The organism is Microbacterium sp. Y547, from assembly GCF_057669785.1.
In genome coordinates this window covers 397,585-416,194 of the sequence record NZ_JBYHFN010000004.1, presented here as the reverse complement: position 1 = coordinate 416,194, position 18,610 = coordinate 397,585, and the positions used below count along the sequence as shown (strand labels likewise).

19 protein-coding genes are annotated in these 18,610 nt (G+C 68.7%); 5 read left to right on the top strand and 14 right to left on the bottom strand.

The features are described 5' to 3' along the window. Positions 1-10 precede the first annotated feature (10 nt). Positions 11-487: a MaoC family dehydratase gene (locus tag AC25Y0_RS09090; protein WP_488123472.1), complete on the top strand. Its 477-nt coding sequence runs from the start codon at positions 11-13 to the stop codon at positions 485-487. Beyond that, positions 484-951: a nuclear transport factor 2 family protein gene (locus AC25Y0_RS09085; protein ID WP_488123473.1), complete on the top strand. Its 468-nt coding sequence runs from the start codon at positions 484-486 to the stop codon at positions 949-951. Before AC25Y0_RS09090 ends, AC25Y0_RS09085 begins: the two co-directional genes overlap by 4 nt. Positions 952-955: 4 nt before the next feature. On the opposite strand, the gene AC25Y0_RS09080 is transcribed toward AC25Y0_RS09085, so the two are convergent. The 14 genes from AC25Y0_RS09080 to AC25Y0_RS09015 form a co-directional block, all read right to left on the bottom strand. Further along, positions 956-2,104 (bottom strand): thiolase C-terminal domain-containing protein, encoded by a 1,149-nt coding sequence (locus AC25Y0_RS09080; protein WP_488123474.1) that lies wholly within the window; start codon positions 2,102-2,104, stop codon positions 956-958. Further along, on the bottom strand, positions 2,101-2,496 hold the full coding sequence (locus AC25Y0_RS09075; protein WP_488134534.1) for a Zn-ribbon domain-containing OB-fold protein: 396 nt from the start codon (positions 2,494-2,496) through the stop codon (positions 2,101-2,103). Before AC25Y0_RS09075 ends, AC25Y0_RS09080 begins: the two co-directional genes overlap by 4 nt. A 4-nt stretch (positions 2,497-2,500) precedes the next feature. Further along, positions 2,501-4,045: an AMP-binding protein gene (locus AC25Y0_RS09070; protein ID WP_488134533.1), complete on the bottom strand. Its 1,545-nt coding sequence runs from the start codon at positions 4,043-4,045 to the stop codon at positions 2,501-2,503. After that, entirely contained in the window at positions 4,042-5,058 is a 1,017-nt protein-coding gene (locus tag AC25Y0_RS09065) for an acyl-CoA dehydrogenase family protein (RefSeq protein ID WP_488123477.1), read from the bottom strand. Before AC25Y0_RS09065 ends, AC25Y0_RS09070 begins: the two co-directional genes overlap by 4 nt. Then, complete coding sequence (locus AC25Y0_RS09060) at positions 5,055-6,251, bottom strand: acyl-CoA dehydrogenase family protein (protein WP_488134532.1); 1,197 nt, start codon at positions 6,249-6,251, stop codon at positions 5,055-5,057. The genes AC25Y0_RS09065 and AC25Y0_RS09060 overlap by 4 nt, the downstream gene beginning before the upstream one ends. Beyond that, on the bottom strand, positions 6,248-7,168 hold the full coding sequence (locus tag AC25Y0_RS09055; protein ID WP_488134531.1) for an LLM class flavin-dependent oxidoreductase: 921 nt from the start codon (positions 7,166-7,168) through the stop codon (positions 6,248-6,250). The genes AC25Y0_RS09060 and AC25Y0_RS09055 overlap by 4 nt, the downstream gene beginning before the upstream one ends. Position 7,169: 1 nt before the next feature. Further along, the gene (locus AC25Y0_RS09050; protein WP_488134530.1) at positions 7,170-7,964 is read right to left on the bottom strand and encodes an LLM class flavin-dependent oxidoreductase; all 795 of its coding nucleotides are present in this window, start codon (positions 7,962-7,964) and stop codon (positions 7,170-7,172) included. 14 nt (positions 7,965-7,978) lie between these two features. Then, complete coding sequence (locus AC25Y0_RS09045) at positions 7,979-9,169, bottom strand: ABC transporter substrate-binding protein (protein WP_488123481.1); 1,191 nt, start codon at positions 9,167-9,169, stop codon at positions 7,979-7,981. Between the two features lie 120 nt (positions 9,170-9,289). Next, on the bottom strand, positions 9,290-10,438 hold the full coding sequence (locus AC25Y0_RS09040; protein ID WP_488123482.1) for an ABC transporter substrate-binding protein: 1,149 nt from the start codon (positions 10,436-10,438) through the stop codon (positions 9,290-9,292). Between the two features lie 8 nt (positions 10,439-10,446). Then, positions 10,447-11,334 carry a MaoC/PaaZ C-terminal domain-containing protein gene (locus AC25Y0_RS09035; RefSeq protein ID WP_488123483.1) on the bottom strand — a complete coding sequence of 296 codons (888 nt, stop codon included), beginning with the start codon at positions 11,332-11,334 and terminating at the stop codon, positions 10,447-10,449. A gap of 52 nt (positions 11,335-11,386) precedes the next feature. Next, a complete protein-coding gene (locus AC25Y0_RS09030) occupies positions 11,387-12,475 on the bottom strand; it encodes an acyl-CoA dehydrogenase family protein (protein ID WP_488123484.1) in 1,089 nt (362 codons plus the stop codon). Positions 12,476-12,545: 70 nt separating this feature from the next. Then, positions 12,546-13,157 carry a TetR/AcrR family transcriptional regulator gene (locus tag AC25Y0_RS09025; RefSeq protein WP_488123485.1) on the bottom strand — a complete coding sequence of 204 codons (612 nt, stop codon included), beginning with the start codon at positions 13,155-13,157 and terminating at the stop codon, positions 12,546-12,548. 85 nt (positions 13,158-13,242) lie between these two features. Further along, on the bottom strand, positions 13,243-14,427 hold the full coding sequence (locus tag AC25Y0_RS09020) for an acetyl-CoA acetyltransferase (RefSeq protein WP_488123486.1): 1,185 nt from the start codon (positions 14,425-14,427) through the stop codon (positions 13,243-13,245). Next, positions 14,427-15,809: a hypothetical protein gene (locus AC25Y0_RS09015; protein WP_488123487.1), complete on the bottom strand. Its 1,383-nt coding sequence runs from the start codon at positions 15,807-15,809 to the stop codon at positions 14,427-14,429. The genes AC25Y0_RS09020 and AC25Y0_RS09015 overlap by 1 nt, the downstream gene beginning before the upstream one ends. 112 nt (positions 15,810-15,921) lie before the next feature. Here AC25Y0_RS09015 and AC25Y0_RS09010 point away from each other — a divergent pair, with 112 nt between their 5' ends. From AC25Y0_RS09010 to AC25Y0_RS09000, 3 genes are read left to right on the top strand one after another with little or no spacing between them, the layout of a single operon-like run. Further along, positions 15,922-17,112 carry an acyl-CoA dehydrogenase family protein gene (locus AC25Y0_RS09010; protein WP_488123488.1) on the top strand — a complete coding sequence of 397 codons (1,191 nt, stop codon included), beginning with the start codon at positions 15,922-15,924 and terminating at the stop codon, positions 17,110-17,112. Then, positions 17,109-18,140, top strand: coding sequence for a TIGR03617 family F420-dependent LLM class oxidoreductase (locus tag AC25Y0_RS09005; protein ID WP_488123489.1), 1,032 nt, complete (start codon positions 17,109-17,111; stop codon positions 18,138-18,140). The genes AC25Y0_RS09010 and AC25Y0_RS09005 overlap by 4 nt, the downstream gene beginning before the upstream one ends. Further along, positions 18,137-18,607 (top strand): nuclear transport factor 2 family protein, encoded by a 471-nt coding sequence (locus AC25Y0_RS09000; RefSeq protein ID WP_488134529.1) that lies wholly within the window; start codon positions 18,137-18,139, stop codon positions 18,605-18,607. The genes AC25Y0_RS09005 and AC25Y0_RS09000 overlap by 4 nt, the downstream gene beginning before the upstream one ends. The last annotated feature ends 3 nt before the right edge of the window (positions 18,608-18,610 follow it).

The window sequence follows — 18,610 nt, the reverse complement described above, 5'->3', positions numbered from 1 at the left end:
GAGACCGCAAATGACGGTGCACACGCGGCGCGGCCGCTATTACGAAGAGATGATCACGGGCGACGTCTACCGGCACGACCCGGGCCGCACGATCACCGAGGCGGACAATGTGTTCTTCTCCAGCATGACCCTCAACAGCCAGCCGATGCACATGGATGCCGTCGCGGCCGCCGAGTCCGAGTTCGGCCAGCGGCTGGTCAACAGCATGCTGACGCTCTCGATCGTGTGCAGTATCGGAGGGCCGGACGTCACGATGAAGACGACGATCGCGAACCTCGGCTTTCAAGGGATCGATTTTCCCGCTCCCGTCTTCATCGGCGACACGCTGTACTGCGAGACCGAGATCGGCGACAAACGGCTGTCGTCATCGCGTCCGGGTCAGGGGATCGTGACGCTCGAGCACCGTGGCCGCAATCAGGAGGGCGTGCTCGTCTGCCGCGCCGTGCGCACGGCGCTTGTGCGGTGCCTTCCTGAGGAGGCCCCGTGAGCGACGCGCGGGAGGACCTCCGGTCTCTCGCGGCTCGGGTGCGCGAACTCGAGGACGTGCGTGCGCTCGAGCAGCTGGTCGCTCGGTACCACACCCTGTGCGACGGCGGGTGGGCGGGCCCGAGCCATGCCGACCCCGACGCTCTGGCTGACCTGTGGACAGCCGACGGGGTCTACAGCATCAACCCCCGGCGCCCCCCGTGTCGCGGGCGCGACGAGGTGCGGGCCCAGTTCGTGCGCCTGCAGACCTCGATGCCCTGGATTCTGCACACGTTCACCAACAGCGACGTTCGAGTCGCCGGTGACACCGCGACGGGGGTCTTCACGGGCACCGCGTTCTATCGCCGTGAAGATGGCAACCACATCGTCGTCGGCACCTACACCGGCGAGTTCGCCCGCACGCCCGACGGGTGGCGCTTCGCCTCGTGGGTCGCCGACCTCGCCCACGGCTCGGTCCTCAGCTGAGCGGCTACAGCGTCGCGGCGCTGCCGAGGACGAGCGTGCCCGAGCTCATGAACATGCCGCCTACACCCGTCGCGACGCTGACGTCGACGCCCTCGACCTGAGCGGGCGCCGTGCCGCGGATCTGTCGCACCGACTCCTGAATCGCGAACATGCCGTACATGCCGGTGTGCGTGTACGAAAGCCCTCCGCCGTTGGTGTTGAGCGGCAGGCGCCCACCCGGAGCGGTGTTGCGGTCAGCCACGAACCCGGGGGCTTCACCGCGGCCGACGAAGCCCAGGTCCTCGAGACCATAGAGCGGGACGTGCGCGAAAGCGTCGTAGATCATCAGGTGATCCACCTCGTCGTGCCGCACGCCGGCCTGAGCGAAGGCGCGTTCGCCGCCCACCCGGATCGCGCGCGATGACGTCAGGCTCTCGAGCCCGGCGACGGTCGATGATTCACTCGACTCGCCGGCGCCCAGAACGTATACGGGCGTGGCCGCGAGATCGCGCGCCCGTTCGGCCGACGTGAGCACGAGGGCTCCCCCGCCGTCGGTGACCAGGCAGCAGTGCAGCAGATGCACGGGATCGGCGATGACCGGTGACGCGAAGACGTCCTCGACCGTGATCGGGTCGCGCAGCTTCGCGCGAGGGTTCATCGCGGCCCACTCGCGCTGGATCACCGGCACGAGTGCCAGTTGCTCACGCGTCATCCCGTAGGTCGCCATGTACTCGCGGACACCGATGGGAAAGAGCGAAGGCGCCCCGACCGGGCCGTAGGGCACCTCGAACTGGCCCATGGGCGACTGCGGTGCGGGAGCCCAGGGCAGCATCCCGATGCGGGAGCGCCCGGACTCGCCGTGCGTCACGAGCACGGTCTCGCACAGCCCCGATGCGATGGCAGCCATCGCGTGCCTCACGTGGAGCATGAAGGACGACCCGCCGACGTTCGTGCCGTCGAGGTACTGCGGGACGATGCCGAGGTAGTCGGCCACGTCGTTCGGCATCTCGCCCGCCGAAGCGACACCATCGACATCGGCGGGAGTGAGCCCGCAGTCCGCCAGGGCGTTCAGCGCAGCATCCACGTGCAGTTCGATCGCCGACTTGTCGGGAATGCGTCCGAGATCGGTCGTCTCGGACGCGCCGACGATCGCGACAGCGCCGCGCAGGTTCATACCGTGGTCCCTTCGGGCTGGAAGTACACGACGCGACGATCGCCGCGTTCCTCGAAGACGGCACGCACCGCGGCGCCGACGGACAGCGCTTCCGCCTGCTCGGCGATGATGCCGGCGAACATGCGGGGGCCTTCGGCGAGTTCGATGATGCCGAGGGCGTACGGGGGGTCGAAGCCCTGAGGTCCACGGTGGTTGACGACGAACGACAGCAGCCGACCGGTGCCGGCAGCGTCGACGAGTTCGACCCCACGGCGGCCGCAGCGGGGGCAGGAGCTTCGGGGATAGAGGAAGAACGACGCGCACGAGAGACAACGCGGCACCGTGAGGCGGCCCTGGTCGATCGCATCGAACCAGGCCTGCGTATCGGGGGTCGGGGTGGCGACGGGTTTCATGAAGTCACTTCGCGATCAGGTCGGGGATGAGGTGCTTGCGCAGCTTGCCGTTCTCGCCGCGCGGCAGGGCGGCGACGACATCGAGCCGACGCGGCACCTTGTAGCGGGCGAGCCGCGTCGTGAGGAACTGCAGAACGGCCTCGGTGGCATCGGCCGCAGCGGTGGCGAGAGCTGAGCCCGGCACGGCCTCGACGACGGCGCAGACCTTCTCACCCCACTCCGCGTCGGGGAGGCCGACGACTCCGGCATCGCGCACGTCGGGGTGCTCGAGGAGGGCCGCCTCGATCTCGGCGGGGTAGATGTTGACCCCTCCCGAGACGATCACTTCGGACACGCGGGCGTGCAGAAAGAGGTACCCGGCCTCATCGAGGCAGCCGATGTCGCCGACGGTCACGTAGTCGCCGTGCCGCGTGGCGTCGGTCTTGTCGGGGTCTCCCCGATAGACGAAGGCGTGTGCCCCCATGCGAAGGAATACGGCACCGGATTCGCCGGCCGGCACCGGCTCGCGGGCGTCGTCGAGGATCTGGACATCGGCTCCGGGCTGGGGACGACCGACGCTCCCCGGGCGTTCGAGCCACTCGTCGCTGCTGATCGCCGTGCCCGCCGCTTCGGTCGCGCCGTAGTACTCCCACACGACGGGGCCGAACCACTCGATGATCGCGCGCTTCACGCTTTCGGGGCACGGCCCCGCGCCGTGTACGAGGTTTCGCATCGAGCTCACGTCGTAACGCGCCCGAATGTCGTCGGGCAGGCGCAGCAGCCGGTGCAGCTGCGTCGGCACCATGTGGGTCGTCGTGACTCGCTCCTCCTCGATGAGCCGCAGCGCCGTCTCGGCGTCGAAGCGCTCCATCAGGACGACGGCATGGCCGAAGTGAAGCGAGGTCACCGCGAGCCCGCTGACCGCCGTGTGGCTGAGGGGAGAAGTGACCAGGTGGATGCCCTCGTCGAGCGGCGTGATGCCGAACATGCCGAGCTGCCACTGGGCGCCGGCGGCGAACACATCGTCGGGATCACCGCTCGCGAGCGCACGGGCGACGCCCTTGGGGCGCCCGGTCGTCCCTGAGGTGTACCCGAGGAATGCTCCCGGGGAACGCTCCGGCGGCGTGCTGTCGGGGAGCCCTTCGAGCACCGCCGAGAGGTCACGGAACCCGGCGTCGGCACCGAACGAGAAGCAGACGTGCGGGTCGAGCCGGCTCTCTGCCACCGCCGAGGCGACGACATCGGCGTAGGCCGACGACGTGAACAGGGCGACAGGGGCCGCATCGCCGATGATGTACGCGATCTCGTGCGCAGTGAGAGCGGTGTTGACGGGCACGTAGTAGACGCCGGACTGCTGGCAGGCCAGGGCCAGCGCCAGCGCGAGCGGCTCGTTGGAGACGACCCCGACGACCCGGTCCCCGCGCTGCGCCCCGCTCTCGCGCAGCAGGCGCGCGATGCCGTTGTTGAGCGACAGGAGCTCGCCTCTCGAGACGACACGCCCATCGGCACAGACGACGGCACGCCCGCCCGGCTCTGCTGCGGCGAGGCGCCAGAAGCCCAGCTCGGTCATGCCTCGTCCAGTTCGGCCAGCAACTGGCGCGCGAGACCCCGGCGCAGCTGTCGGGTGGTGCCGTACGCAGCCGACAGACTCATGACGCGCTTGAGCCAGATCTGAAGCTCGTACTCCCAGGTGAAGCCGATACCCCCGTGCAGCTGCAGGCTCTGCACATTCGCGGCCTGCCCCGCGTCGCCGGCATAGGCCTTCGCGGCAGCGGCGCGGCGCATCGCATCGGGGGCGTCCACGTCGTCGAACGCCGACAACGCCGCCGATGTCGCCATGTCGACGCGGACCGCGACATCGGCGATCTTGTGCTTCACAGCCTGGAAGGATCCGACGGGACGATCGAATTGCTTCCGCATCCCGACGTACTCCACGGTGATATCCAGGAGGCGACGGGCCGCGCCCGCGAGAAGGCATGCAGCACCCGCGACGGCGAGGGCACGAGCACGACGCACACGCTCGGCCGGCACCGCGAGATCGACGCCGGGGCCGTCCGTCTGGACGATGCCGAGCGGACGCAGCGGGTCGAGCGCGGCGGCATCCGTCACCGTGAACTGCTCAGCCGTGAAGGCACGCACCGAGTCGTCGGCCCCGATCTCGATCAGCAGGTCGGCGTCGTGTGCGAAAGCGACGTGCGCGGCGCTGTCGAGTCGCAGGGCGACGATCGCTTCGCCCGCGGCGATCTTCTCGAGCCAGGTGCCGGCATCCGACCATGGCGAATCGCCGAGAACGGATGCCGCCACCACCGCGGTCTCGAGGAAGGGCTCGGGCACGGCGTGCCGACCGAAGGCGAACAGCACGCCCGAGAGGAAGGCGGTGTCGAGGCCGAGTCCCCCGTGCTCGTCGTCGATGAGCGCCGACAGGAGCCCCGCATCGGCGAGCTTCGCCCAGAGTTCATCGGTGTGTGCCTGGCCGCGGTCGAGGAGCACGCGCAGATGCTCGACGGTGCACGCGCGGTCGAGGATGGACTCGCTGAGCTCGAGGAGCTCGCGGTGGTCGGGGTCGAGGACGGTATCGATCATCTCCGGCTCTCCATGGGCAGTCCGAGCACGCGCTCGCTGATGATGTTGCGCTGGATCTCGTTCGTGCCGCCGAAGATCATGGCAGCACGGGCGTACCAGTAGCGGTGATGCCAGTCCGCCCAGGCGCGGCGAGTGCGCTCGTCGGCGTCGGGAACGGCTGCGGGGTCACCGACCACCGCCGCGTCTTCGTCGAGCAGCCGCAGCCCCGCGTCGAAGATGTCGAACTGCATCTCGGTCCAGAAGATCTTGTTGATGCTCGCCGTCGCGGTGAGATCGACGCCTGCCTCGGCAAGCTTCGCGAGCCGGTAGACGTTCGAGCGGTACACCTCGGTCTCGACAAGGACGCGCCCCAGCTCGTCGAGCACGGCGCCGTCGTCTTCGGCACCCCGCGCACGCACGAGCCGCGCGAGGTTCTCGACGTCCTTGGTGTATTTGGCGTGGTCGCCGAACACCGCACCGCGCTCGAAGCCGAGCGTCGACATCGCGACGGCCCACCCGCCCCCGATCTCACCCACGACGTTGTCGACGGGCACCCGAACATCGGTGAAGAAGATCTCCGCGAAACCCTGCGTGCCGTCGACCATCGTGAGCGGCCGCACCTCGACCCCCGGCGATCGCAGGTCGATGCAGAGGAACGTGATGCCGTCGTGCTTGCGCGCGGCGCCGGAGTCGGTGCGCACGAGAGCGAAGATCCAATCGGCGAACCCGCCCATCGAGGTCCAGATCTTCTGCCCGTTGACGACGAAGTCGTCGCCGTCGCGATCTGCCCGTGTGCGCAGCGACGCGAGATCCGACCCTGACTCCGGCTCGCTGAATCCCTGACACCAGATCGTCCGGCAGCTGAGGATGTCGGGGATCCACCGCGCGCACTGCTCGGGTGTCCCGTGCTGCATCAGGACCGGCCCGAGCAGGTAGAGACCGCCCATGTTGATCCGCTCGGGGGCGCCGGCCCGGTAGTACTCCTCGCCGAAGACGATCGAGCGTCGCAGGCCCGCATCCCTCCCGCCGTACTGCGCCGGCCAATCGATGGCGGCGTAACCACCCTCGAAGAGCACGCGCTCCCATTCGCGGTGCTGATCGAATCCCTCGCGCTCGGTCCACGGCTCGAGCGGTTCGGCGGGCACGTGCTCGGTGAGCCACGTACGCACCTCACGTCGGAAGTCGGCGATGCCGGCGTCGTCGTCTGCGGTCATGCTGCGAGCTCCAGGGTCTCGGATACCGCCGAAAGCTGATCGGCGAAGGTTCGGGTGTCGGTGCGCAGGGAGATGTTCACGGCGTCTGCGCCGAGGCGTGCGTAGCCCTCGACGATCGCGGGAAGAGCATCGATGTCGCCGCTGAATCGCAGTCCTGCGACGACCTGCTGGTCGGCGAGGTCGCGGCCGCTCGCGCGCACCCGTTCGCTGTACGTCGCGTAATGCTGCGCGAACTCCGGCATCGTGAGGTTCCACGGGTACCACCCGGTCGCGACCTGCGCCGCACGACGGATCGCCGCCGGCGAGTGGCCGCCGACCAGCATGCGCGGGAACGGCGCCGTCGAAGCGGGGAAGAGGTCCTCGTCGTGCCACTCACGCTGCATGTCGATCATCATCTGCTCGCAGCGCTTTCCCCGCGTCGTGAAGTCGGTCTCGCACGCTTCGAGCTCCTCCGACGACCAGCCGACGCCGACGCCGAGATCGAAGCGATCGCCCGTGAGTTCGCCGACCGTCTTGAGTTCGCGCACGATCATGCGGGGATTGCGCAACGGCAGCAGCATGACCGAGGTTCCGAAACGGAGCCGTGTCGTGGCCTGGCAGACATGCACGGCGGTCTGGAAGACATCGAGAAGCCCCTGATCTGCCGAGGCTTCGACGCGCGGCTTGCCGTCGACCGTCTTGTTGTGCACTTCGGCGGTGTCGGGATTCGTCGCCGATGGCGCAGCGGGGTACGGGTAGGCGGAGGTGTACTGATCGAAGAAGAGGATGTGCTCGGGCAGCCAGATCCCGGTGAAGTTCAGGTCCTCGGCTGTCTGCGCGAAAGCGCGGATGAATCCGGGGTCGCGCTCAGGCGACCCGTCGAAGAGGTCGACCAGTCCGATTTGCATCGGCCGGCCGGTCGTCGTCAGTGCGACCATGTCAGGCCACCGCCTTCTCGATGTCACCGGGCGTCGGGATGCTGCCGAAGTACGACACGAGCTCGTCGACGCCCAGCGCTGCCGCTGTTGCGCGGTCCGGCCGTTGCGACGCGGACACAACCCACGTCAGCCGGACATCGTCCGCCGCATGACCGAGGACATCGTCGAGGACTGCTCGGGCCGAAGCCACGTCGTCGACATGGGCCGACCACACCGTCCACCCCTGCGGTGCACCGTTCACCGCGACGTACCGCTCCAGCCGATCGGCGGTCGTCGCCCGCAGGTGCGTGAGGGGAATGCGATCCCCCGCAGGCTTGGGCAGCGAGATGGCGCCGTCGAAGGAGATGTGCGGACGGGAGGAGCTCGCGCGGCGCTTCGTCCAGAGCGCGTGCATCGCGGCCGTCTGATCGATGACCTGCCCGAGCTGATCCTCGGCGCCGGGCCGACTGTCATCGATCAGCGCGGCCGGCGGCGGTGCGAGGTCGATGCCATGCTCGACCCTGCCTCCGCTGAACCAGTCGAGCGTGGCGATCTGCTTCGCCCGCACCGGCGCGCTGTAGAGGGAGGGGATGTCGCCGGAGACCACGAGCCGCAGAGCGCTGCTCGCGCCGGCGACGACGTGGAGTCCGAGCGTCGGCTCGTACGACCGGTCGGCGAGAACCTCGCGATCCCCCGGTGCCCACCAGGAGGCGACCGCGCAGTCTTCTGCTGCACGGACCGCCGCCCGGAGGGCATCAGCGAGCGAGACGCCGCCATCGAGTCGGAAACTGCACGCGACACCGGTGTCCGGCGACATCCCCGTCGTCACTGTCAGCTGTTCCAGTCCACGAGCGTTCCGTCACCGGTCCACTCGAGGTAGAGACCCGGAGCGTCGAGGCTCGCCTGGCCACCGGTGTACGTCAGCGGACCGTAGACCGAGTCCTGCTCCGTGATCTTCTCGAGTGCTTCGGCGACCTTCTGCGGGTCGGAGCTGCCGGCGGCCTTGATGCCCTCGGCCATCAGCCACATGGCGGTGTAGCCCTGCGCACCGTACATGTCGGGGACCTCGCCGTACTCGGCCTCGTAGGACTTGACGAACGAGAGGGCCGTGTCGTTGGTGTTGAAGCCTGCGTGGAAGGGCGACATGAAGATCGTGCCCTCGAGTCCGCCACCAGACGTCGTGAAGAGCTCTTCGCTGTCGACGCCGTACGTGGTCAGGAGCGGCTTGTCATAGCCCCGCTCGCGCATCGACTTCGCCAGGAGCGCCGTCGGGGTGCCGAGCGTCGATCCGATGACGGCGTCGGGGTCGAGCGCCTCGATCTCGGTCGCGGCCTGCGTGTAGTTCGTGTCTGCCCCCGACGTTTCGATCGTCTTGAGGATCTCGACGCCGTTGCGCTCGAGAGCAGCCGCCCACACCTTCGAGTCGCCGACCATGCCGTCGTTGTCCGCCGTCACGACGATGACGGCGGTTTCGATGCCCTCACCGGGAACGACGGCGTCAACGAACTGGTCGTACATGCCGCCCTCTTCGGCGGGCAGGATGACGGGGCGGTAGACGTACGGCGGGTTCGCGAGTCCTGCGAGGATCGCAGAGGTGACGATTGCAGGGGTCTGCGCGTCTTCGATGACGGGGGCCAGCGCGCCGGCCTCGGAGGACAAGCCACAGCAGAGGATGCCCGAAGCACCGTCAGCCGCGTACTGGTTGAAGATCGCGATGGCCTGCGCCGGGTCGCCCTTGATGTCGTCGATGCGGAGGTCGATCGTGGATCCCTCACCGAGGAATCCGCTCTCGTTGATCTCCTTGACGGCGAGCTTCGCTCCGTCGGCGATCGGGACACCAGCGAAGGCAGCCGGGCCGGACAGGATCGCCGGGAAACCGACGATGTACTCGGTGGCCGTGCCGTCGTCGGCGGCCTGCTCGCCGGAAGCACAGCCGGCGAGCCCGATCAGTGCGGCGGCGGCGATCGTGGCGATCGCGGCTCGCGTCCGCAGTCGGCGGGGGGTAGTGGTGGGAGACATCATCGTCCCTTCTTCGGGTTATTCGTGAATGTGAAGCAAGCACTTGATTTTGACATAGCGGACCGGAAGGCGCAACGGTCAAGCCGCGGTCGGGCGGGAACGACTCGAACCCGACCGCGGGACTCACTCGCCGAGCCGGGAGAGCGCCCCGTCGGCGCCCCAGACCAGTTGCAGCGCCGGCTCTGCGACTGCCGCTTGACCCCCGTCGTAGGTGAGCGAACCGTACACACTCTCCTGCTCGGAGATCGCAGCGAGGGCCTCGCCGACCGCGACGGGGTCCTCGCTTCCTGCATCGCGGATGCCCGTGGCAAGAAGCCAGGCCGCTGTGTAACCCTGCGCAGCGAACATGTCGGGCGCGGTGCCGTAGGACTCCTCATATGCGGCGGCGAAGTCGGCCGCAAGGTCATTGAGGGGATAGAGGGCCTGGAACGGCGTCGGGAAGATGGTGCCGGCCATGGCACCGGCCGACGCGTCGTAGGCCGCGCGACTGTCGGCGCCGACGTTGGAGACGATGGGCTTGTCGTACCCCAGTTCACGCAGAGCCTTGGCGAGATTCGCGGTCGACGAGCCGATCGTGCTCGCCACGACGACATCGGGGTCGAGAGCGATGATCTGCGTCGCCGGACCGATGTACGACGTCTCAGCGACCGGCACCTCGACCGTCCGCTGCAGTTCGACGTCGTTGCGCTGCAGGCCTTCGGCGTAGACAGCGGCATCCTGGACCATCGCGTCGTTGTCGCTGTTGACGACCATGACCGCGGTCGCGTACTCACCGCCGCCGAAGACGGCGTCGAGGAACTGGTCGTATACGCCACCCGGGCTCGACGGCACCTCGAACGGCCGGAACAAGTGCGGCGGATCGGCGAGCCCGTCGAGGATCGAGACGGTGACGACGCCCGGCGTCGCGCCCTCTTGCAGAAGCGGCAGCAGCGCCCCGGCTTCGCCGCCGAGCGTGCAGCAGAGCACGCCGACGGCGCCGGATGCTTCGGCCTCTTTGTACCCCGCGATCGCTTTCGCGGGGTCGCCGGCCGTGTCGAAGAACTCGAGCTCGATCGTCGACCCGTCACCGAGGAAGCCGGACTCGTTGATCTCGTCGATCGCCAGCTCGATGCCCTGAGAGACCGGGATGCCGGCGAACGCGCCGGGCCCGGACTGCACGAGGGGCGCCGAGACCTTGTACACGGTCGCCTCGCCCGCAGCCCCTCCGCCGTCGTCGGCGGCGCAGCCGGAGAGCGCCAGGGCGCCCGCGACGAGAACCGCAGCAGTGCGCATCCGATGTGTCATGACTGCACCTCTTTCTTTTCAGGCCCCGCCGTCGCCGCGGGGACGAGAGTCACTTCACCGCGATCGATGACGAGCTCGTCCTGGCTCGTGAGCACCTGGAACGCGGCACCCTCCGCCGTGCTCCACGCGCGCAGACGGAGCGGATCTCCGGGCAGGACAGGACGCACGAAGCGGCCGGACATCGCACGGAACGGTGCGACGTCTCCGCCGCAGAGCTCGTTCACAATGAGCCGAGCGGCGAATCCGTATGTGCACATGCCGTGCAGGATGGGTCGTTCGAACCCCCCGCGGGCGGCGAACGACGGGTCAGAGTGCAGCGGGTTGCGGTCGCCGGTCAGCCGGTAGAGCAGGGCTTGATCACGGCGAGGAGTGAACGGCACGTCGACATCGGGCGGCACGTCGGGTGCCGACCACACCGCACTCGGTCCCCGCTCGCCGCCGAAGCCGCCGGCACCGCCGAGGAACGCGCCCGTCCGGCTGCGAGCAAGGAGCGCGTCGCTCGCTTCGTCTCGCAGTTCGGTCTCGGTCCAGACGATCGCGTGCGGGTCTTTGTCCCACATCTCGGTGATCGTCGTCGTGACGCGCGCGCGCCCCTCCGCCGGCAGCGGACCCGAGACCTCGAACGACTGCTCGGCCTGCACGGCGCGCGTCGGGTCGTAGGTGCCGACGTCGGGCATGCCGCCGACGAACCCGAGCACGACCGCGAAGCTAGGGATCACCTGCTGGGGCGTGCCGTCGGTGTTCTCCGTCGTGAAGGCGAGCTCCTCGGCGGGATCAGCCTGCCCCGCCCCGACGGAGAGGGCGTAGAGCAGCGATTCGCGGGTGCTCCAGCGAACGATCTCCGGCTCCGTGCGGAAGCCGAGACGGGAGGGGTCAAGCGGCATGGTCGCCTCCATTGGCGGGTGAGGGTGCGGGCGCACCGGGGCGGAACGGCGGTCAGAGCCCGCTCAGGCTGGCAACGATCGCGCGATGCGCCGTCGGCGTGCCGTAGAGCGCGCGCGACGCGACGACGCGACGGAAGTGGTGGGAGACCTCGTGCTCCCATGTGAAGCCGATACCGCCGTGCACTTGGATCGATTCGCGCAGCACCTGCATCGCGGCGTCGCCGGCCCGGGCCTTGGCCGCTGACACCGCGAAGCGCCACCCCTCGTCGGAGGGATCGGTCGCGACGGCGGTCGCGACGGCGCTGTAGGCGGTCTGCAGGTCGCCGTACATGTCGACGAGCTTGTGCTTGATGCTCTGGAACGACGCGATCGTGCGACCGAACTGCTCCCGCACGAGCGAGTAGTCCCGCGCGAGCGCGAAGGCGCGCAGCCCGGAGGAGAGCAAGTCGACACTCGTGAGGAGCGCTCCGACCCGCCACGCCTCGGCGAGCGCGCCGGTCACAGGATCACCGGTCGAGAGGATCCTCGCCGGGGCATCGATGAGGTCGAGCGTCGCAAGCCCCCGCCCCGGGTCAACCGAGTCCATCGCGGTGCGGCGCAGACCCGGGGCGTCCGCGTCGACGACGACCACGGATGCGCGACCGTCGGCATCGATCGCGGGCACGAGGAACGCCTGGGCATGCATTCCGCTGTCGACGAAGGTCTTGCGGCCGGAAACACGGCAGCCCTCGCCCACGCCGCCGGCGCGGGTCTCGACGTCGAGCGATGCACCGTGATCGTCTTCGTGGAACGCGACGACCGCGACGAGGCCTTCTTCGGCGATCGCCCGCTGCACGCCGGACTCGTCCTGCGGATCGATGAGCCGCAGGAGCCACACGGCGCTGCCCGCGGTCGCCGTGAGAGGTCCCGACCACCCCACCCGTGCGGCCTCGGCGACGGCAGCGGCCAGCTCGGTCATCGAGGCGCCCTGACCGCCGAAGTCGTCATCGACGAGCAAGCTCGCTGCGCCGACCTCCTCGACGAGAGCGCTCCACAGGGGCGGGCGCCCGTCACCGTTCGTGCGGCTGACCTCCCACGGGCTGCGTTCGTCCATGAACCGCGCGAACACGGGACTGATCTCGGGACTGAGGGGTGCGAACACCGGAAGGCTCCTCTTCGTTGAACAAGCGCTTGCTTTCCCCAGGACAGGGGTGGGCCGTTCGGCCGGGAGATCAGCTCGGTGCGCGGACGCCCTCGAGCAGGATCGCGGTTTGAATGGCGATGATGTCGTCGATGCTCGCGCTGCCACGCGGATCGAACCAGCGGATCACGGCCTGGACGGCACCCATGATCGTCCGGTAGACCATGCGTGCGTCGATGTCGCTGCGCAGCGAACCCCCGTCGATGCCTTCTTGAATCGTGCGCAGCCAGATCTTCTCGATCTGAGCCTGGCGCTCGTGGATCTCGGCCATCGGCCGCACGTACTGCCAGTCGTTCTGCAGGATGGTGAGGTGCTCACGGTGCGTCACCGTGCCGCGCAGAGCTTCGGCGAGCAGCTTCTCAAGCCGTGGCACCGCGCCCTCGGTCTCTTCGATGGCGCGCTCGTACGCGCGGATCTGCTTGTCGAGGTACTCCACGAGCACCTGCTCGACGATCGATTCCTTGGAGTCGAAGTAGTAATAGAGACTGCCCGAGAGCATGTCGGCTTCGTCGGCGACATCGCGGACGGTCGCCGACGAGAAGCCGTTGCTCGCGAAGACCTTCGCGGCGGCGCGCAGGATGACCTCTTTGCGCGCGACCCCTGCGGGAGAGCCCGCGGACCTGCGCCGGGTGGTGGTTGTCACTGTGGGTTCCCCCTCTGGGACTGCTCCGGCTTCGGGGGAATACTACCGAAGCGGTGCCCGCAGACCGCATGAGCCGCGCGGAACATCACGGCTGACCCGACACGATCGTCACGAGACTCACAAGGTCGCCGGGGCTCCCGCCCTGGTTCTGGATGAGCCCGTACCGGGGGTCGGCGATCTGGCGTTCGCCTGCCTCGCCGCGGAACTGCAGCCACATCTCGTACATCATCCGCAGGCCGCTCGCGCCCACGGGGTGCCCGAAGCTCTTGAGCCCGCCGTCGACGTTGACCGGCAGTGCGCCGTCGCGGTCATAACGCCCCTCGAGCACGTCGCTCCACGCACGGCCGCGTTCCGAGAATCCGAGCTCCTCCATCAGCACGAGCTCGGTCGGCGTGAAGCAGTCGTGCACTTCGGCGAGCGAGATCTGGGATGCCGGGTCGGTAATGCCCGCCTGGGCATACGCCCGCTGCGCCGACACCGCCGCCTCGGAGAGGTCGGAGTAGTCGTAGTCGCTGTCGAAGCGGCCCGTTCCGGACCCCGCGTCGTGGGCGAGTGCGTGGATAAAGAGGGGGCGGTCGGTGTACTTGTAGGCATCCTCCGCTCGCACGATGACGGCGGCCGCGGCGCCGTCGGCCACCCCCGAGCAGTCGAACACGCTGAGGTTGCCCGCCAGCGCAGGGGCCGCGGCGATCGTCTCCTTCGAGACGACCTTGCGGAACTGAGCACGAGGATTGAGCGCGCCGTTCGCGTGGTTCTTCCACGCGATATGCGTCATCGCCTCTTTGATCTGCTCTTCCGAGACACCGTACCGACGCGCGTAGGCGGGGACGATCATCGAGTACATGGCCGGTGCGCTGAGCACGGCGGGGGTCCCGTCGTTGGGAACGCTCGGCATCTCGAGACCCGAGTAGCCGGCGTCCTTCAGCTTCTCGCCGCCGACCGCCATGACGATGTCATAGGCGCCCGATGACACCGCGAAGCACGCGTTCCGGAAGGTCTCCGAACCGGTGGCGCACATGTTCTCCACGCGTGTGACGGGCTTGTGCGAGATGTTCAGCGGTCGCGTGAGCGTGAGGCCGGACACCCCGGACACCATCGAGCCGAGCCAGAAAGCGTCGACGTCCTGCACGTCGAGGCCACCCGCGGACGCGAGCGCGCCATGGGTCGCTTCAACCAGGAGGTCGTCGACCCCGCGATCCCAGTGCTCGCCGAAGGCGGTGCACGCCATCCCGACGATCGCCACCGGGTTCTTCAGCGCATGCGTTCCCATCAGCCGACCTCCTCGTCGTGCGGGCGGACCTTCCACACATAGTTGCGTACGCCGTTGGCGCCGACGTTCGCGAGGCGGAACGTCGGGCGGACCTGATCGCCGATCTTGAACGAGCGACCGACGGCATCCGTCATCTCGCACTCGAATCGGCCGCCGCCCTCGAAGTCGACCGCGACGACCTTGGCGGGCAGTTGGATGGATTCGGAGAGCCAGTCGTCGGTGAAGGTCGCGACGCGACCCGGCACGTCGACCATCGAGACCGGTGTGAAGCCGTCTGTGGCCGAGCACTTCAGGCATACCCGGCGCGGCGGCATGTTGCGGTAGCCGCACGAGGTGCACTCGCCGGCGACGAAGCCGAACTTCCACGCCGCGGTGCGACGTGCCGCCGGAGGCACGGGGGGACGCACGTCAGGCCGACGGGCGGGTTCGCGCGGAAGCAGCCCCCGCCAGGACAGGAACTCGCCGTAGCCGATTGGGTAGCCACTCGACATCGCCCCCGCGACACCCGAGTCACGCGGTGCGTGCTTCGCCGTCATGCGAAAGACGAAGGCGTCGGCTCCGTCCGCACCGTGCACGACGAGCACGCTCTGCCCCGGCGTCGCCGCGTCGAGGACGGCAGCGAGCCGCACCGCGAAGTCGGCCGCACCGACGTACCCGAATCCGCAGGCGTCGCTCGCCGCGAGCTGCTCGGGGTGGAACCCGCGACGCACGACACCCGCGGCACGGGCGTGGGGAGTGCTGACGACGACGTGATCGACCTGATCGCGGTCCATGCCCGCACGTTCGAGCGCCTCGGTGAGCGCGCCTTCCATGAGCGGGACGTATTCATCGACGGCGAAGCGCTCTTCCCATGTGCGCGTGCGAGCCGAACCAGGCTCGCGCCAGCGGTCGAGGAACTCGCTCGTGACAGAGGCCTGCCCGATGAGCTCGGCGAGGGGATCCGGTCCGATCACGAAGGCGGCGGCTCCGTCAGCGCCCGCCGACTCGTCGGCCGACGCGGGGAGTCCGTAACGGATGTCACTCATTGAGACGACCGAGGAACCCGACGCCAGTCCCGCGCGCAAGGCGCCTGCACCGCCGCGCAGCGCGCCGCCGACGTCGAAGGCTGCGACGTGCTCGCCGAGACCGGACGCGACCGCCACGGTGGAAGCGTTGGACTTCTCTTCGTAGGCGGGGCGACTCGTCGCGAACCACAGCGTTTCGACACCCGTTGCGTCTTTCAAGGCGCGGCGAGTGGCCTCGACTGCCATCGTCGTGGTGTCCTCGTCGTAAGAGGCGACGGGCCGAGCGCCCTTCGCACGGATGCCGAGCACGCGAGCCGCGTCGGACAGGTCGAGCCGCGGGGCGGGCACGTAGGCACTGTAGGTCTCGATGCCGATCACGACACGTCCTCTCGGCGACTGACAGTTTAAATCAAGCACTTGCTTTGCTAGTGTACGAAGTCAGTCACCGCCGACGCAACCGATGTCGGAACGGGTCGGCCAAAGGAGGACGATGACGAGCGTGAGCGAGGCGCAGTTCCGAGAAGAGGTCACCGCGGCACTCGACGCGTTCACCGAGCGCCGACAGACCGATGCCTCTGCAGGCCCTGCCGATGACCGGGTGTCGGTCGTCGCGGAACGGTCGGAGGGCGAAGCGGAAGAGCTGGCCGAGCTGCGCCGCTACCGTGCGTACCTGGCCGACTGCGGCCTCGCCTGGGTCGATGGCCCGAAGCAGCACGGCGGACGCGAGCTTCCGTCGTCGTTCGGCGCGCTGCTGCGCGACATCGAAAGCGAGTACGTCCTGCCCGACGACGGGTACCTGCGCTTCAGCGTCTCGACGCTGTCTCCGACCCTGCTCGCGCACGGCACCGACGCCCAGCGTGACGACCTGCTCCCCCGCCTGCGCGCTGCCGACGTCATCGCGTGTCAGCTCTACAGCGAACCAGGTGCCGGATCCGACCTCGCAGGTCTGTCGACACGCGCGGAGCGCTCCGGCGACGGCTGGCTCATCTCGGGCCAGAAGGTGTGGAGCTCCGGCGCCCACTTCAGCGACCTCGGCCTGTGCATCGCCCGGACCGATCCGTCGACGTCGAAGCATGCCGGCCTCACGACGTTCCTCGTCGACATGCGCGCGCCGGGTGTGGAGATCCGCCCCATCCGCCAGCTGACCGGAGGCGCGTCGTTCGACGAGGTGTTCTTGACCGACGTCTTCGTTCCCGACAGCGCACGCGTGGGCGACGTCAACGGGGGCTGGTCGGTCGTCGTGACGTCGCTCCTCAACGAGCGCTCCGCGATCGGCCGCGAAGTGGGCGTCGACGCGACGCTCGTCGATCGACTCGTGGATCTGGCCCGCACCTCGTCGACGCCGCTCGACGAGCGCACCCGCGACGCCGTCGCCGACGTCGTCGTGCGCGCGTGGGCAGCCCGACTCACGACCGAACGCATGCTCGGATCCGACGGCACGCCCGGGCCCGAGCTGGCCCTGACGAAGCTCCTCACGACCGATCTGCTCGCGCAGATCAGCGACATCTCCGCCGACATCCTCGGCGCGGCGCACGTCGCCGACACGGGCGCCTGGGGCACATACGCCTGGTCCGAGCTCACGCTCGGACTGCCGGGTCTGCGCGTGGGCGGCGGCACCGACGAGATCCTGAAGAACGCCGTCGGCGAGCGGGTCCTCAACCTTCCGAAGGACGCGCGATGAAGATCGACATGGGCATGATCGGTGCGACGGGAGCCGAATGCGGCCCGATCGCGTCTGCCGCGGAGCGCCAGGGATTCGATGCCGTCTGGGCCAGCGAAAGCGTGACCGATTCGTTCCTGCAGTCTCAGGCGGCCCTTCTGCAGACCTCTCGGCTCACCGTGGGGACGGCGATCGCCGTCGCGTTCGCCCGCAACCCGATGTCGACGGCATACGCCGCCTGGGATCTTGCCGCGACATCGAAGGGGCGGTTCATTCTGGGCCTCGGCAGCCAGATCAAGCCGCACATCGAGCGTCGGTTCTCGATGCCGTGGTCGGCGCCGATCGCGCGGATGCGCGATTACCTGCTCGCCCTCGAGGCGATCTTCACGTCGTGGCGCGACGGATCGAAGCTGGACTATCGGGGCGACGTCTACCAGCACACACTCATGACGCCGGTCTTCACACCACCGCACCACGAGTACCGCATTCCGCTCATGGTCGCGGCGGTCGGCGAGCGCATGACCGCCCTCGGCGCCGAGCTCTGCGACGGACTGCTGCTGCACGGCATGACCACGACCGCCTATCTCGATGGCGTGACCCTGCCCGCCGTCGAACGCGGGCTCACCGCGTCGGGGCGCACGCGCGAGTCGCTCGAGCTGTATGTGCCGCTCTTCCTCGTGATGGGCGACACCGAGGAGCAGATCGCCGAAACCGCGCGCAAGACTCGTGAGCAGATCGCTTTCTACGCCTCGACGCCGGCCTATTCGGCGGTGCTCGAGAGCGTCGGCTACGACGCTCTGCAACCCGAGCTTCAGCGCCTGTCCCGCGAAGGCCGCTGGGCCGAGATGGCCGACCTCATCGATGCGCCCCTCTTCGACGCGATCGCACTGACGGGAACGCCGGACGAGATGCCCGATCTCTGCCGTGCGCGCTTCGGCGGACGCGTGGACCGGATCTCGTCCTACTACGGCTGGCCTGTCGACGATCCCGATCGCCTGCGCGAAATCCTCGCGCGCTTCCACGACGCCCCCTCGGAAGGGACACGATGACAAGACTCACCGCCGCAGACCTGGTCGCCCGCGCTGAGATCGCGGACACCCTGCACGCATACAGCCGCGGTGTCGATCGCCGCGACATCGACCTGCTCGCCGACCTCTTCACGGCCGATGCCACGTTCGACTACGGGCACGGCAACGTGACGACAGGCCGCGAGGCGCTCCGAGCGCTCTTCGTCACGGCGACGGGCAAGTACATCGCGACGAGCCACCACGTGTCGACGATCGCCTACCTGCGTCTTGATGAGCACAGCGCCTCGACGATCAGCTACGTCTACGCGTTCCACGACACGGGCGACGTGCACTTCCACATCTGGGGATGCTACGAAGACGAGCTCGTCGACGACGGGGAGCGCTGGCGGATCGCTGCCCGCAAGGTGCGCACGGCCGGTGCCAGCACGGCCGACTCCGACGTCCTGCCGGAACGATTCGAGCGCTACCTGCGCGCTGCGGTCGACTGAGCA

Coding starts and splice junctions, on each gene's coding strand:
- AC25Y0_RS09090 (WP_488123472.1), top strand. CDS start 11: ATGACGGTGCACACGCGGCGCGGCCGCTATTACGAAGAGATGATCACG.
- AC25Y0_RS09080 (WP_488123474.1), bottom strand. CDS start 2,104: ATGAACCTGCGCGGCGCTGTCGCGATCGTCGGCGCGTCCGAGACGACC.
- AC25Y0_RS09075 (WP_488134534.1), bottom strand. CDS start 2,496: ATGAAACCCGTCGCCACCCCGACCCCCGATACGCAGGCCTGGTTCGAT.
- AC25Y0_RS09070 (WP_488134533.1), bottom strand. CDS start 4,045: ATGACCGAGCTGGGCTTCTGGCGCCTCGCCGCAGCAGAGCCGGGCGGG.
- AC25Y0_RS09065 (WP_488123477.1), bottom strand. CDS start 5,058: ATGATCGATACCGTCCTCGACCCCGACCACCGCGAGCTCCTCGAGCTC.
- AC25Y0_RS09060 (WP_488134532.1), bottom strand. CDS start 6,251: ATGACCGCAGACGACGACGCCGGCATCGCCGACTTCCGACGTGAGGTG.
- AC25Y0_RS09055 (WP_488134531.1), bottom strand. CDS start 7,168: ATGGTCGCACTGACGACGACCGGCCGGCCGATGCAAATCGGACTGGTC.
- AC25Y0_RS09050 (WP_488134530.1), bottom strand. CDS start 7,964: ATGTCGCCGGACACCGGTGTCGCGTGCAGTTTCCGACTCGATGGCGGC.
- AC25Y0_RS09045 (WP_488123481.1), bottom strand. CDS start 9,169: ATGATGTCTCCCACCACTACCCCCCGCCGACTGCGGACGCGAGCCGCG.
- AC25Y0_RS09040 (WP_488123482.1), bottom strand. CDS start 10,438: ATGCGCACTGCTGCGGTTCTCGTCGCGGGCGCCCTGGCGCTCTCCGGC.
- AC25Y0_RS09035 (WP_488123483.1), bottom strand. CDS start 11,334: ATGCCGCTTGACCCCTCCCGTCTCGGCTTCCGCACGGAGCCGGAGATC.
- AC25Y0_RS09020 (WP_488123486.1), bottom strand. CDS start 14,427: ATGGGAACGCATGCGCTGAAGAACCCGGTGGCGATCGTCGGGATGGCG.
- AC25Y0_RS09010 (WP_488123488.1), top strand. CDS start 15,922: ATGACGAGCGTGAGCGAGGCGCAGTTCCGAGAAGAGGTCACCGCGGCA.
- AC25Y0_RS09005 (WP_488123489.1), top strand. CDS start 17,109: ATGAAGATCGACATGGGCATGATCGGTGCGACGGGAGCCGAATGCGGC.
- AC25Y0_RS09000 (WP_488134529.1), top strand. CDS start 18,137: ATGACAAGACTCACCGCCGCAGACCTGGTCGCCCGCGCTGAGATCGCG.